The organism is Myceligenerans crystallogenes (genome assembly GCF_039529775.1).
Taxonomy (GTDB): domain Bacteria; phylum Actinomycetota; class Actinomycetes; order Actinomycetales; family Cellulomonadaceae; genus Myceligenerans; species Myceligenerans crystallogenes.
Genome location: NZ_BAAANL010000005.1, coordinates 209,941 through 222,675, shown reverse-complemented (window position 1 = coordinate 222,675; position 12,735 = coordinate 209,941). Strand labels below are relative to the sequence as shown.

General features: G+C 71.9%; 15 protein-coding genes and 1 other RNA gene. 8 read left to right on the top strand and 8 right to left on the bottom strand.

Annotated features, from left to right (window positions below; genetic code table 11):
* The first annotated feature begins 71 nt into the window (after positions 1-71).
* Positions 72-453, top strand: an RNA gene (gene rnpB / locus ABD208_RS13485) — RNase P RNA component class A.
* Positions 454-828: 375 nt separating this feature from the next.
* Positions 829-1,344, top strand: coding sequence for a hypothetical protein (locus ABD208_RS13480; protein WP_344103693.1), 516 nt, complete (start codon positions 829-831; stop codon positions 1,342-1,344).
* Between the two features lie 45 nt (positions 1,345-1,389).
* Here ABD208_RS13480 and ABD208_RS13475 read toward each other — a convergent pair whose 3' ends face one another.
* From ABD208_RS13475 to ABD208_RS13465, 3 genes are all read right to left on the bottom strand, one after another.
* A complete protein-coding gene (locus tag ABD208_RS13475; protein ID WP_344103690.1) occupies positions 1,390-1,611 on the bottom strand; it encodes a ferredoxin in 222 nt (73 codons plus the stop codon).
* 14 nt (positions 1,612-1,625) lie between these two features.
* Complete coding sequence (locus tag ABD208_RS13470; RefSeq protein ID WP_344103688.1) at positions 1,626-2,669, bottom strand: fatty acid desaturase family protein; 1,044 nt, start codon at positions 2,667-2,669, stop codon at positions 1,626-1,628.
* Positions 2,670-2,964: 295 nt separating this feature from the next.
* Complete coding sequence (locus tag ABD208_RS13465; RefSeq protein WP_344103686.1) at positions 2,965-3,507, bottom strand: GNAT family N-acetyltransferase; 543 nt, start codon at positions 3,505-3,507, stop codon at positions 2,965-2,967.
* 343 nt (positions 3,508-3,850) lie between these two features.
* Here ABD208_RS13465 and ABD208_RS13460 point away from each other — a divergent pair, with 343 nt between their 5' ends.
* Positions 3,851-4,195: a TfoX/Sxy family protein gene (locus ABD208_RS13460; protein ID WP_344103684.1), complete on the top strand. Its 345-nt coding sequence runs from the start codon at positions 3,851-3,853 to the stop codon at positions 4,193-4,195.
* Positions 4,196-4,208: 13 nt separating this feature from the next.
* On the opposite strand, the gene ABD208_RS13455 is transcribed toward ABD208_RS13460, so the two are convergent.
* The 3 genes from ABD208_RS13455 to ABD208_RS13445 form a co-directional block, all read right to left on the bottom strand.
* Positions 4,209-4,379, bottom strand: a complete 171-nt coding sequence (locus tag ABD208_RS13455; RefSeq protein ID WP_344103682.1) for a hypothetical protein — start codon at positions 4,377-4,379, stop codon at positions 4,209-4,211.
* Complete coding sequence (locus ABD208_RS13450) at positions 4,372-5,052, bottom strand: DsbA family oxidoreductase (protein ID WP_344103680.1); 681 nt, start codon at positions 5,050-5,052, stop codon at positions 4,372-4,374. The genes ABD208_RS13455 and ABD208_RS13450 overlap by 8 nt, the downstream gene beginning before the upstream one ends.
* A 139-nt stretch (positions 5,053-5,191) precedes the next feature.
* A complete protein-coding gene (locus tag ABD208_RS13445) occupies positions 5,192-5,650 on the bottom strand; it encodes a hypothetical protein (RefSeq protein ID WP_344103677.1) in 459 nt (152 codons plus the stop codon).
* A gap of 241 nt (positions 5,651-5,891) precedes the next feature.
* Here ABD208_RS13445 and chrA point away from each other — a divergent pair, with 241 nt between their 5' ends.
* From chrA to ABD208_RS13430, 3 genes are all read left to right on the top strand, one after another.
* Complete coding sequence (gene chrA, locus ABD208_RS13440) at positions 5,892-7,268, top strand: chromate efflux transporter (RefSeq protein ID WP_344103675.1); 1,377 nt, start codon at positions 5,892-5,894, stop codon at positions 7,266-7,268.
* Positions 7,269-7,408: 140 nt separating this feature from the next.
* A complete protein-coding gene (locus ABD208_RS13435; protein WP_344103672.1) occupies positions 7,409-8,239 on the top strand; it encodes a cellulose binding domain-containing protein in 831 nt (276 codons plus the stop codon).
* Between the two features lie 170 nt (positions 8,240-8,409).
* A complete protein-coding gene (locus tag ABD208_RS13430) occupies positions 8,410-9,240 on the top strand; it encodes a TrmH family RNA methyltransferase (protein WP_344103670.1) in 831 nt (276 codons plus the stop codon).
* A gap of 61 nt (positions 9,241-9,301) precedes the next feature.
* On the opposite strand, the gene ABD208_RS13425 is transcribed toward ABD208_RS13430, so the two are convergent.
* Entirely contained in the window at positions 9,302-10,804 is a 1,503-nt protein-coding gene (locus ABD208_RS13425) for a DUF2079 domain-containing protein (RefSeq protein ID WP_344103667.1), read from the bottom strand.
* A gap of 268 nt (positions 10,805-11,072) precedes the next feature.
* On the opposite strand from ABD208_RS13425, the gene ABD208_RS13420 reads away from it, so the two are divergent.
* Both ABD208_RS13420 and ABD208_RS13415 read left to right on the top strand, forming a co-directional pair.
* Positions 11,073-11,387 (top strand): DUF3467 domain-containing protein, encoded by a 315-nt coding sequence (locus tag ABD208_RS13420; RefSeq protein ID WP_344103665.1) that lies wholly within the window; start codon positions 11,073-11,075, stop codon positions 11,385-11,387.
* 220 nt (positions 11,388-11,607) lie between these two features.
* Positions 11,608-11,964, top strand: coding sequence for an STAS domain-containing protein (locus ABD208_RS13415; RefSeq protein WP_344103662.1), 357 nt, complete (start codon positions 11,608-11,610; stop codon positions 11,962-11,964).
* On the opposite strand, the gene ppgK is transcribed toward ABD208_RS13415, so the two are convergent.
* Positions 11,954-12,712: a polyphosphate--glucose phosphotransferase gene (gene ppgK, locus ABD208_RS13410; protein ID WP_344103659.1), complete on the bottom strand. Its 759-nt coding sequence runs from the start codon at positions 12,710-12,712 to the stop codon at positions 11,954-11,956. The two genes, ABD208_RS13415 and ppgK, sit on opposite strands and share 11 nt — an antisense overlap.
* Positions 12,713-12,735: the final 23 nt, after the last annotated feature.

The window sequence follows — 12,735 nt, the reverse complement described above, 5'->3', positions numbered from 1 at the left end:
CGGGTTTCGAATGGATTCGAACTGCTACTGACGCCGCCTTGGCTTGGAGGAGGTAGGCTGGCCTGCGCGGACGAGTCGGTCGGACGGTCGCGGCCCCGGGATTCCCGGGGGCGAGGAACGTCCGGGCTCCGTAGAGCAGGGTGGTGGCTAACGGCCACCCGGGGTGACCCGCGGGACAGTGCCACAGAAAACAGACCGCCTGCGCCGGGAGACCGGCGTCGGTAAGGGTGAAACGGCGGTGTAAGAGACCACCAGCGCCCCTGGTGACAGGGGCGGCTAGGTAAACCCCACCCGGAGCAAGGTCAGACAGGGAGTGCTCGAGGGCTGCTCGCCCGAGCTCCCGGGTAGACCGCTCGAGCCCAGCGGCAACGCTGGGCCTAGATGGATGACCGTCACCCGCGCCAGGGCAACCCGGCACGGGAACAGAACCCGGCGTACAGACCGACTCGTCCGTTACACGTGCTCTGACCTGTGGTTTTATGCGGCGCAGGGGCTCGGCCCGCAGGACTCCCGCGATGGCCGGAGGGTTCTGTGGCGCCCTGGGCATTCGGTGGGGCGATTTGTCGGGACGAGGACGAGCGCGCCTGCTGGAGAAGGGGCCTGCATTTCGGCACACCGTTCGCACCCCGTCGCCGCCGGGCGCACTACGGCGCATGGCCCGGCAGCCCCGGTGTCGTGGTGGGTGAAACCGCTGGTGAAACGCTTATTCGTCCTTGTTGGAGGGTTGTGCTCGCCCTGACGGTTGCGGTCCGGCGAACCCGTCCCGGGTTCCTCGGTCCGAGATCTCGCACGACGTCGTCGTGCACCTCACGAAGGAGGACCCCCTTGATGCGTTCGTTCATGAGCAAGTCCCTCACCCTGGCCGCAGGGCTGATGGTGGCCGCCGTCGCCTTCGCGGGACCGGCGGCGGCCGCGCCGGCGCCGCAGCCGTCCGGGCCCGTGCCGACCAAGACCGTGACGACCACGCAGAAGGTCACGCGCGACACGATGGTCGTCGGCGAGGGAACCGGTGAGTGGTGCGGCCGGACCGGCTACCAGTACGTGCAGACGGACCCGTGGACCGACTACACCTGCACCTCCCGGTGGACCGGCTACGACACCGTGTACACCCTGCGTGTCTACTGGTACGAGACGGTCACGACGACCCAGACGGTGCCGATGGTGTGGGGGGTGACCACGCAGTCGTGGGTCAGCCAGGAGACCAGCAGCTCCGCGTGTGAGGTCAAGGGCGCGAACCTCGACGCGCAGAGCAGCACCTACAACGGCTACATCTGCCAGTACGTGTCGGTCGCGCCGAACGTGTGGCGCTGGAACCTCTACCTGACGGTCAGCGCCTGGACCTGATCCCTCTGACGCTCCGGGCCTGCCTGACCCGGGCCCGGAGCCGCCTCAACCCCCGGCCGCTGCCCCGGCGTCCTTCTCGATGTGGATCGTCCCCGACGGGCACTGCTCCTCGGCCGCCCGCACGGCCGGCCACTCCGATTCGGGCGGGTTCTCGTCGATGATGCTGACGAACCCGTCGTTCTCCTCGAGATTCGCGAAGACCCGGGGCGCGGTCCGGCTGCAGTTGGCCGAGGCGATGCAGGTGTCGGGGTTGATGGTGGGCTTCATGCGTCCTCCAGGCCTCAGCCGCGGTACCGGCGAACCAGCGGGCAGGTGTACGGGTCGCGGTTCCTCAGCCCGACCTGGTTGAGGTAGGCGATGATCGTCCGGAACGCCCCGGGGAGCGACGTCTCCGTGTAGGGGATGCCGTTGCCGGCGCAGTGCGAGCGCACCAGCCGTTGCACGGCGGGCAGGTTCGGGCGCGGCGCCATGGGGAACAGGTGGTGCTCCACCTGGTACTCCAGGCCGCCCATCAGGAAGTGCACCACCGGCCCGCCACGGACGTTGCGCGACATGTGCACCTGACGGCGCAGGAAGTCGATGTCGGCGTCGTGCGGCACGGTGGGCATCCCGATGTGGTTCGGGGAGAACGCGCCGCCCAGCAGGAACCCGAAGACCGCGACCTGCACGGCCACGAAGGCGGCCGCCTTTCCGGGTGGCAGGACGACGAACAGGAACGCCAGGTAGCCGACCACCCGGATGCCGACGAAGACGATCTCGGTCCACCGGTGCGCGACGTCCCTGCCGGTGAGGATCGTCCTGACCGAGCTGACGTGCAGGGAGAATCCCTCGAAGAGCAGCAGCGGCAGGAAGTAGTAGCCCTGGTACCTGGCGAGACGTGCGGCGAGCCCGGTGCGCCGGTCGGTGCTGTCGGGCGTGAACGACAGCACGGTGGACTCGACGTCGGGGTCCTCGCGCTCCTTGTTCGGGTTCGCGTGATGCCGGCCGTGCTTGTCCACCCACCAGCCGTAGCTGAGTCCGTTGACCAGGCCGACGATGATCCGGGCCGTCCACTCGTTCCAGCTCTGGGACGCGAAGATCTGCTGGTGGGCCGCTTCGTGCCCGAGGAACGCGAGCTGAGACATCACCACGCCGAGCAGGGCCGCCAGGACGAGCTGCCACCAGGTGTCGCCCAGCAGGACCACGCCCGCCAGGATGCCCGCCGCGGCCAGTGCCCAGAGGGGCATCATGGTCCAGTAGAAGCCGTAGCGACGGCGCATCAGCCCGGCGTCGTTGGCCTCTTTCGTCAGCCGGTGGTAGGCCTCCACGTACTGATTTCCGAGCATTGCCACCTCTCGAAGGCCGGCGGCCCCGGACAGCGGGCGCCCGCATGCGTTCAGGTCAGCAGCTGCTGCGGAGGAGCTCAGCAGCCTTCCCTTCGATGCTAACCAAGGCGCAGGTGTCTCGCCGGGCGCGTCGTCCACAGCGGAACGTCGGGCCGGGATCCGGCCTCGGCGAGCGCCCGGCCGTGCGCGGGCGGGAACGGCGGGTCCGGCTGCGGCGGCGGGTCCGCGAACAGCCGGGTGTCCCATGACAGGGCGGACGACGGACCCTGCCGCAACTCATCGCCCGGTCGCGGCCCTAGGCGTGCGGATCGCGGAGGCCGACGGCGTCGTGCCGCCAGAACGGCTCGGCGTAGACGAGCGTCCCCGTCATCCACGGTTCGTACGCCGGGAGCGTGACCACCTGGAAGGCGCCGTCCGGGATGCGCAGCGAGGGCTTCCGGAAGCCCAGGTCGCCGCCGGGCGTGAACCCGAGGCGCGAGTAGTAGCCCGGGTCGCCCTCCAGGAAGACGAGGGGAACGCCCCGCTCGGCAAGGTCCGCCAGCCCGTGCCGGACCAGCGCCGCGCCGAGGCCGCGCCTCTGGAGCGCGGGCAGCACGGCCAGCGGGCTGAGCACGCCGACCTCGACGAGCCGCCGGGGCGCGTCGAGCAGGCCGCGCGTGACCATGACGTGCCCGGCGACCTGCCCGTCCTGGTCGGCGACCACCGAGAGAACGGGCGCGCCGGTGTCCCGCAGGTCGTCGGTCAGATCGGCCACGACCCGCCCGTGGTCGCCGAACGCCGCCAGGTGGAGGTCCCGCACGGTGTGCCGGTCGCTCGGAAGCTCGTCGCGCAGATCCATGTCCGGAGCGTAGGGAGCCGCCGCCGCGCCTGTACACGCTTTTTGGCGCCCGACGCCGGCCAGGACATCGTCGGGACCGTCACCGCAACACCGGGGTGTGATGTGCCCGGCCGGGAGGCCTGCGTAGCCTCGACCTCCGTCCGTCTACGAGGGGATCACCGATGGCTGGTCTGTGGGGCAGGAAGTCCCGTGCGAGGAGCTGGAACCGGGGCCTGTGGGGCAGCACCACCAAGGGCCGCAGCATGAATCTCTTCAAGCGAACCTGGGGGAGCAGCAGGCGCCGCAAGCGCGGCCTGTGGTGAACGACGCGCGGTGAGGGGCCCGGGCGCGGCACCATGGTCGTATGGCCTACGACGAGGAGTTCGCCGCCCGGGTCCGTGAGGCCGTCGGCGCTCGCGGCGAGTACCGCGAGATCTCGATGTTCGGCGGGCTCTGCTGGACGGTCAACACGCACATGGCGGTCGGCGTCGGGAGCGACGGCCTGCTGGTCTACGTCGGCAAGGACGGGTACGACGACGCCCTGGTGCGCGGCGCCCGGCCGATGAGGATGGGCGAGCGCACGATGGGCGCCGTCGTCATCGTGCCCGAGGCCGACGTCCCCGACACCGACGCCCTCGACGCCTGGGTTGTGCCCGCCGTGGACCTCGCGGCGTCGAAACCACCGAAGAAGCCGAAGCCCAGGAAGTAGCCGCGTAGCCGGTTCAGCGGGAGGCCGGGTCCGGGACGGCGCAGACGCCGTCGGCGCACGCGGCGCCGTCGTCGGCGAGCATCGCCAGGACCGGGACGGCCGACGACGGCGCGGCGGCCGTGGCGGGCCGGCCGGGCACGACGCCGGGGGACGTGCCGGCGGGCTTGCGCGCGTCGTCAGACATCGGCCGGCTCCGTCTCGCGCGTCCGGATCGCCTCGTCGATCGCCTGGACGAAGACCGCCGGGTCCTGGGCGCCCGAGATGCCGTAGCGGCCGTCCAGGACGTAGAACGGGACGCCGTTGATGCCGTAGGCGCGGGCCTGGGCCATGTCGGCGGCGACGTCGTCGGCGAACCTGCCGGATCCGAGGGCCGTCAGGACCTCGTCGCGGTCGAGGCCCACCTCGGCGGCCAGGTCGGCGAGGTCCGTCGCGTGGCCGACGTGGCGGCCCTCCGTGAAGTAGGCCGCCAGCAGGCGTTCCTTCATCTCGTACTGCCTGCCGTGCTGCTTGGCCAGGTGCAGCAGCTCGTGCGCCCGGAGGGTCTTGGTGTGCCGCACGCGGTCGGTGCGGAACTCGACGCCCTCCGCCGCCGCGAGCTGGGTCACCTGGTCCTGCATCTGCTGGGCCTGGGCCAGGGGGATGCCCTTGTGGCCGGCGAGGAACTCGGTCGCGGTGCCCTCGAAGTCGACCGGCGTGTCGGGGGACAGCTCGAACGAGTGGTACTCGATGCTCACGTCCGGCCGGACGCCGTCGCGCTCCGTCATCCGCTCCAGCGCGGCCTCGAGCCGGCGCTTGCCGATGTAGCACCAGGGGCACGCGACGTCGGACCAGATGTCGATCTTCAGAGGTTCGCTCACGCCGGGCGACAACACGGGACGGCGGCGCGGCATTCCGGGCGAGGAACCGGGCCGGCGGCCCGGCGCGACCGTGCGGCCGGGCCGGCCTGCGGCGTGGTGTCCCGCCCGGGGCCACCACGCCGCGGTCAGGCGGCGCCGGTCAGCAGACCACGCGCGTGACGCTGACCTTCCCGGTGCTCACGTCCCCGCCCGACTTGGCCTTCCACTGCAGGGTGGCGACGGCGGACACCTCGGTCCCGCAGGCGAAGTCCACCGCCGGGGTCGCCAGGTCGTGGTGGTAGTCCTCGTAGGCGCCGGTGTACTCCTTGTCGTAGAGGAGTCCCGCGGACGGGGGGTTCGTCCAGTCGCGGGCGAAGTACAGCTGGATCTCCCGGGCGCGCACCACCCAGTCGCCCGCGCCCTCGTCGGCGACCGCCGCGCGGACGTAGACCGTGCCGGTCGAGTTCTGGCGGATCTCGGCGCAGCGGCGGACCTTCTCGCCGACGCACGCCTTGCCCAGCGTCTCCCAAGCCGCTGCCGGCGCCGCCCCGAGCAGCGAGCCGGAGGCGACGAGCCCTCCGGCGACGAGCATGGTGACCAGGCGTCGTTGCAATGCCATCTTCGACACTCCTTGTTGATCGGCCGGCAGCCCTGTGCTGCGGATCCGGGCGTGCACGTTCGCACGAACCGGAGGCCGGAGGTTGCAACTTCCTGCAACGGGCACGGGCGCCGGCGGCCCGGTGCCCGCCTCCCGGGAGGACCGGTGCAGGCCCGCCGCCCGCTAGGGTTTTCCCTGGCACGGGATCCGACCGGGCCCCGCCCTTCCGTGCCCCCTGTCCTTCCTCGAACGAGAGCATCCGATGGCGCACCAGATCACCCCCGGCGCACGCGACCTGATCCCGTTCCGTACCGCGCTCAAGGCCTGGTTCGCCATCTCGTGGCAGACCTTCGGCGGGCCCGCGGGGCAGATCGCCGTCATGCAGCGGACGCTTGTCGACGAGAAGCGGTGGATCGGGCAGAACCGGTTCCTGCACGCCCTGAACTACTGCATGCTGCTGCCCGGGCCCGAGGCCCATCAGCTCGCGATCTACACCGGCTGGCTGCTCAACGGGGCCCGCGGCGGGCTCGCGGCCGGGATCCTGTTCGTGATCCCGGGGGTGCTGGCGCTGCTGGCGTTGTCGGCCGTCTACGTCGCGTTCGGCGACACCACCGTGGTCTCGGCGATCTTCGCGGGCCTGGCCCCGGCGGTGCTGGCGATCGTGGTCCAGGCGGTGATCAGGATCGGGAAGCGCGCCCTGACCAGCGCGGCCGCGGTCTCGCTGGCCATCGCGGCGTTCGTCGCGCTGAGCGTCTTCGCCGTCCCCTTCCCCGTGGTCGTGCTGGGCGCCGGCGTGGCCGGCTGGCTGATCCACCGGTACGCCCCGCACTGGATCGCCACCTCGGCCGGTTCCCAGGACGTCGCGGACGGCCCCGAGCCGCTGATCCCCGACGACGCCCTGCACGCCGAGCGCCCGTCGGTGGCGCACACCCTCCGGGTCCTGGCCGTCGGGGTGCTGGTGTGGCTGCTGCCGGTCGCGGCCGTCACCCTGATCTTCGGCACGAGCAGCGTCTTCGCCCAGCAGGGCCTCTTCTTCTCGGGCTCGGCCCTGGTGACCTTCGGCGGCGCCTACGCGGTGCTCGCGTTCGTCGCCCAGCGCGCCGTGGAGACCTACGCCTGGGTCACGCCCGGCGAGATGACCCGCGGCCTGGCGCTCGCCGAGACGACGCCGGGGCCGATGATCATGGTGGTCCAGTTCGTCGCGTTCCTGGGGGCGTACCGCAACCCCGGCGACCTCGACCCGTGGGTCGCGGCCCTGCTCGGCGCGCTCCTGACGACGTGGGTGACCTTCGTGCCGTCGTTCCTGTTCATCTTCCTCGGCGCCCCCTACGTCGAGCGGCTGCGCGGCAACCGGACCATCGGCGCGGCGCTGGGCGGGATCACCGCGGCCGTCGTGGGGGTCATCGCCAACCTCGCGGTCTACTTCGCGGTCCACACCCTGTTCGCCCGGTCCTGGTCGTGGTCGGCCGGTCCCGTCCGGCTCGAGGTCCCCGACCTGGCCACGGTTCAGCCCGCCGCCCTCGGGATCGCCGCGGTCGCCGCCGTCCTGCTGTTCGCCGTCAGGTGGTCCGTGCTGCGGACGCTGCTGGTGTGCGCGGGACTCGGGCTCGTGCTCGGCCTGACGGGCGTGCTGTCCTGAGCCGGCGGCAGGAGACCAGGCCGGCCGGGTGAAACGCACCCTCCCAAACGGTTCGCGTTCCTGACCGGCGGCGCCGTCGTCCCTAGCGTCGGGAGCGCCGGCCCCCCTCCGGGCGGCAGTCCTCCCCGCGAAGGAGCGCCATGTCCCCGACATCCGCACGCGCCGCCGTCCCGTCCCGCCGTCCCGCCGTCGTCCTGCTCGCGTTGTGGGCGGCGCTCACGATGCTCGTCGCCGGGCTCACCGCCGCGGCACCCGCGCGGGCGGCGGACGCCTGCGCCCCGGGCGCCACGCGGTGCGCGGCCGAGAGCACGCCCGTCCCCACGCTCACCTCCACCCCCGTTCCCACGCCCACGTCCACGCCCGTGCCGACCTGGGCGCCGCTTCCGCCCACCAGCCTGTCCGTCACGGGGACGACGTCGTCCTCCGTGTCGCTCACCTGGGGCGAGTCGCTGCACGCGACGAGCTACGAGGTCGAGCGCGCGACCGGTCCGTCGGGCGCGTTCGAGAGGATCACCGAGACGTTCGGCCGGTCGCACACCGACACGGGCCTCACCGCCGGCCTGCAGTACCGCTACCGCGTGCGCGGGGTGAACCTCACCGGCCCCGGCCCGTACTCCGCCGAGGTGACGGCCGTGGTCCGCCCGAGCATCTGCACCACGAAGGTGACCGCCACGAGCACCTGGGACGGCGGCTACGTCCTGGACGTCACGATCACGAACACGTCCACCTTCGCGTTCTACCTGTGGCAGTCCACCGTGACCCTGCCCGCCGGTCACGCGCACGTGAGCTCGTGGCCCGGGCAGACCCGCGTGAGCGGCCAGACGATCACCGCGTGGAGCCAGTCCTGGAACGGGAACCTGGCCCCGGGCCAGACCGCCCGCTGGGGCGTCCAGGCGACGCGCCCGTCCGGGGACGCCACCGTGCCGGTGAGCGCCACGTGCGTCGTCGCGGTCCCGGCGGCGCCGGCCTGACGGGCCCGGCTGGGGCCCCGCGAGGCAGGGCGCGCCCTGCCTCGCGAGGCGGCCGGCCGTGTACGACGGGCGGCCGTCCGTGTACGACGGCGCCCCGTCGGGCAGGATGTGTGCACGGCCGACGGCGCACCTCGCCCCGGCCGCCCGTATCCAGCCGTCCCGGAGGTTCCGTGCCCGTCACCCGGATCACGTCGCGCAACGCCCGGTTCCAGGTGCTGCAGACGCTGCTGAGCAACCGGACCAAACGCCATCGGGCGGGGGAGTTCATCGTCCAGGGCGTCCGGCCGATCTCCCTGGCCGCCGAGTTCGGGTGGGAGATCCGCGCGTTGCTGTACGACGGCGAGCGCTCCCTGTCGTCCTGGGCGGCCGAGCTGCTCCGGAACACCCCGGGTGCCGAGCACGTCGCGATGGCGCCCGGACTCCTGGCGGAGCTCAGCGAGAAGGACGAGGGCGCGGCCGAGATCCTCGCCGTCGTGGCGATGCGGCCCGACGACCTGGAGCGGATCCCGGTGGGCGAGGACTTCCTCGGCGTCGTCTTCGACCGGCCCACCCAGCCGGGCAACATCGGGTCGATCATCCGCTCGGCGGACGCGTTCGGCGCGCACGGCCTCGTCACGACGGGGCACGCGGCGGACGCCTACGACCCGAGGTCGGTGCGCGCCTCCACCGGCTCGTTCTTCGCGCTGCCGGTGGTGCGGGCGGCGTCGCCGCGCGACGTCGCCGCGTGGGTCGAGGCGCGGCGGGCCGGCGGCGTCCCGCTGCGGACGGTCGCGACGGACGAGCACGGCGACGCGGAGCTCTCCGCGTCCGACCTGACCGGCCCGGTCCTGTTGCTCATCGGCAACGAGACGACCGGCCTGTCCCACGCCTGGCGCGAGATCGCCGACGTCACGCTGAGCATCCCGATGACGGGCGCCGCCAGTTCCCTCAACGCCGCCAACGCCGCGTCGATCGTCCTGTACGAGGCGCGCCGTCAGCGCCTCGCGAAGCAGGCGGGGTAGCGGCTCGGGACAGGGCGGCGTCCCTCCCGGGGGCGCCTCGGGGGAGGCGGCGCCGCCGGGCTCAGTGCCCGTTCGCCGGCGGCGCCTCCGGCGGCACGGGCTCGGGGGTGACCTCGACGACGTCGTCCCCCGTGCGCCGCGCCAGGCTGTAGCCGTCACGTTCGACGACGAGCTCGAAGGCGACCCCCGGGTGCAGCGCGACGGCCATGTCGACCGCGGTGAGCCAGCCCTGGTTCGGCCCGGTGCTGGTGGGCCCCGCCAGGACGTAGTCCGGGACGGGGTTCGCGGTGCCGATCCAGTACAGCTCGTGGTCGCCGACCGCGTAGTTCATCAGGGACAGGTCCGAGAGCACCGTCGCGTCGTCGGGAATCCGGCCCAGCACGTCCTCGACGGCCGCGGCCCGCGGGTCCGGCGTGAGCAGCCCCGGCTCCTTGACCTGGGTCAGCGGCAGCGGTTTGAGGAAGGCGATCGCGACGCAGGCGACGCCGATCGCCACGGGCGCCAGGCGTGCCCACCAGCGTTCCCAGTCCGACGACGACGCCGCGCGGGCGCGTGCGATGCCGTCGACGGCGGCCATGAAGGCCACGGGCATGAGCACCGCGCTGTAGTGCCAGTCCGGCGCCCAGTACGACTCGTTGGTGGACACGAAGCGCCACGCGAGCGTCGGCAGGAGCACCAGGGCGACGGGGGAGCGGAACATCATCCCGGCGGTGGCCACCGCCAGGAGGGTCATGGTCAGCGCCTTCTGCGGCGCGAACAGGTTGAACGGCGGGCCGGGCGCCGGGTCCGGGGCGTCGTCGCCGCCCGTGAGGTACTTGCCGTACTCCCACGCCTCCTCCGGGTTGAGCCACGGCAGCACGACGAACACGGCCAGCGCGAACCACAGCAGGCCCCAGAGCGTGAGCGCGATCCCGAGGCGCCGCTGCCGCAGCAGCACGAGGACGACGCCGATCCCGGCCACCGTCAGCCCCTGGTCCTCCTTGACGAAGGGCAGGAACGCCGCGATGCCGCACGCCCAGCGCCAGTGCCGGGTGACGACCGCGGCGAGCGAGCCCGCCAGCAGCGGCACGGCGAGGGCGATCTCGTGGAACTGCGCGTCGACCGCGTACTGCAGGCCCCAGCTGAGCCCGCAGGCCAGGCCGATCAGGGTCCCGGAGACCGGCCCGATCAGGCGGTGCGCCGCCCAGGCGACGATCCCGCCGGCGATCCCGAAGCAGGCGCCCTGGACGACGAGCAGGGTCAGCGCGCTCGGGAAGAGCGCGTACACCGGGGTGAACACGGCCAGCAGCGGGTGGAAGTGGTCGCCGAGGAGGTTGAAGTCCTGTCCCTTGATCGCCACGATCGGCACGCCGCCCGACGCGTAACCCTGGTACATCTGGGTGAAGATGCCCAGGTCCCAGGACTTGACCGTGAAGGTGCGCCACTGCCACAGGGAGTAGACGACGTACGCGGAGGTGACCAGGAGCGTGACGACGGCGGGCACGGCGGCGGCACCGGCGATCGCGCGGAGGTGGCGAGGGGCGGTTCTGACACGTTCCGGGGTGAGCAATGGGTACCTCGTCATCGGCACAGGTGTGGGTGCGGCTGCCCTGCGCCGCCGACCCCGTGAGAGTAATCGGGCGGGCAGGTCGCGTCGAGACGCCGGGCGCCAGGCTAACCGATTAGGCGATGCGAGCCGCGATGCCCCGCGGCAGGGGCGGGCGCGGCGCCCGGCGGTGCGGCATCGGGGCGGTATGGCGTGGTGACCTGTCGGCACGTTAGCGTCGGGTCCCCGGGTACTCGCGTCGCCGCGTGTCGCCGGCCGCCATCCGCATCGTTCCGAGGGAGTCGACGTGTCCGACGACAAACCGCAGGAGTTCCAGATCGACGTGCCGGAGGACCTGGAGATCGGCATCCCCGCCGACTTCGCCTCGGTGTGGCACACGCCGACCTCGTTCGTGCTCGACTTCATCGCGGTCAAGCAGCCGCCCACCCCGCAGACGGACCCGGACACGGGCGAGGTGCGGAGCGTCGTCGTGCCCGGCCGGGTCGCCTCGCGCGTGCGCATCCCGCCGCAGCAGGTGTTCGAGCTGGCCAAGGCGCTGACAATGCAGCTCGACGCCTGGGAGAAGGAGACATCCGGAACGAAGCGATCGAGCGATCAGTAGGACGTTTCGACCGTGGATGCGCTCTCATTACTGATGACTCAAGCAATACCCTGCAAATAGCGAAAGAAAATTGTCTTCACCTGTTCCGCTGGACTCGTCCGCGGCGTAGGATTCCGCGTATCGCTACGCGGAGGTGGCGACATCCAGGGTCGGCCGGGGGGTCGGTCGGCCACGGAAGCCGGTGAAACTCCGGCATGCGCGTGAACAGGGGCGATAGCAAGTGAACAATCAGAACCAGACTCTCGGGGTCGGGTCGATCCTCGTCGAGGAAAATCCCGATTCCACCGTTATCAAGATGTCGGGTGAGATCGATATCGCCATGCGTGGCGAGACCGGTGCCGCACTGCAGCAAGTCCTGGAACGCAGCCGGCCGGTCGTCGTCGATACTTCCGACGTGACGTTCATGGACTCCACCGGGGCGACATTCCTGGCGCAATTGCGCATGTTCGGCTCGGAGGACGGGATCTGCGTCAGTCTCGCGGAACCGTCCAGGGCCGTGCGCATCGTGCTCGAGATGCTCGGCGTCGACGCGATGTTCCGTGACGCCACGGCGCTGGAGAGGGTCGCTACGGCGTAGCGGCGTCGGCGGCGAGCGCCGCAGCGCCCACGATCCCGGCCGCGTTGCGCAGCTGGGCGGGCACGGCGGGTGCGCGCAGGTGCAGGTGGGGCAGGAACTTGTCGTGCTTCTTGCTCACCCCGCCGCCGACGACGATCAGGTCGGGGGAGAGCAGGTCCTCGACCACGCCGAAGTAGCGCTGCAGCCGTTCGGCCCATTCCTCCCAGCTGAGGTCCTCGTTCTCGCGGGCGGAGTCGGCGGCGCGCTTCTCGGCGTCGTACCCGTCGATCTCGAGGTGCCCGAGTTCCGTGTTGGGCACGAGGACGCCGTCGGTGAACAGCGCGGACCCGATGCCGGTCCCGAGGGTGCTCACGAGGACGACGCCCTCGGCGTCGCGGGCGGCGCCGTAGCGCAGTTCCGCGAGCCCGGCGGCGTCGGCGTCGTTCACGGCGACGACGTGCCGTCCCGTGAAGCGCTGCACGAGCGCGGGCAGGTCGACGCCGGTCCAGGAGGAGTCGAGGTTGGCGATGCTGCGCACCACGCCGTGCTGGATGGGCGCGGGGAACGCGATGCCGACCGGGCACCCGGCGGGCAGGTCATAGGTGTCGACCAGCTCCGCGAGCACCTCGGCGACCGCCTCCGGCGTCGACGGTGCCGGGGTGGGGATGCGGGTGCGCTCCTGCGCGAACTCGCCGCGGTCCAGGTCGACGGGGGCCCCCTTGATGCCCGATCCGCCGACGTCGATCCCGAACGCGATCCTTGTGTCCATGACTCCGGTGCCGCTCCACTCGA

Bases quoted from the DNA above. Each gene is read 5' to 3' on its own strand.
- ABD208_RS13480 (WP_344103693.1), top strand. From the start codon at position 829: ATGCGTTCGTTCATGAGCAAGTCCCTCACCCTGGCCGCAGGGCTGATG.
- ABD208_RS13475 (WP_344103690.1), bottom strand. From the start codon at position 1,611: ATGAAGCCCACCATCAACCCCGACACCTGCATCGCCTCGGCCAACTGC.
- ABD208_RS13470 (WP_344103688.1), bottom strand. From the start codon at position 2,669: ATGCTCGGAAATCAGTACGTGGAGGCCTACCACCGGCTGACGAAAGAG.
- ABD208_RS13465 (WP_344103686.1), bottom strand. From the start codon at position 3,507: ATGGATCTGCGCGACGAGCTTCCGAGCGACCGGCACACCGTGCGGGAC.
- ABD208_RS13460 (WP_344103684.1), top strand. From the start codon at position 3,851: ATGGCCTACGACGAGGAGTTCGCCGCCCGGGTCCGTGAGGCCGTCGGC.
- ABD208_RS13455 (WP_344103682.1), bottom strand. From the start codon at position 4,379: ATGTCTGACGACGCGCGCAAGCCCGCCGGCACGTCCCCCGGCGTCGTG.
- ABD208_RS13445 (WP_344103677.1), bottom strand. From the start codon at position 5,650: ATGGCATTGCAACGACGCCTGGTCACCATGCTCGTCGCCGGAGGGCTC.
- chrA (WP_344103675.1), top strand. From the start codon at position 5,892: ATGGCGCACCAGATCACCCCCGGCGCACGCGACCTGATCCCGTTCCGT.
- ABD208_RS13435 (WP_344103672.1), top strand. From the start codon at position 7,409: ATGTCCCCGACATCCGCACGCGCCGCCGTCCCGTCCCGCCGTCCCGCC.
- ABD208_RS13425 (WP_344103667.1), bottom strand. From the start codon at position 10,804: ATGACGAGGTACCCATTGCTCACCCCGGAACGTGTCAGAACCGCCCCT.
- ppgK (WP_344103659.1), bottom strand. From the start codon at position 12,712: ATGGACACAAGGATCGCGTTCGGGATCGACGTCGGCGGATCGGGCATC.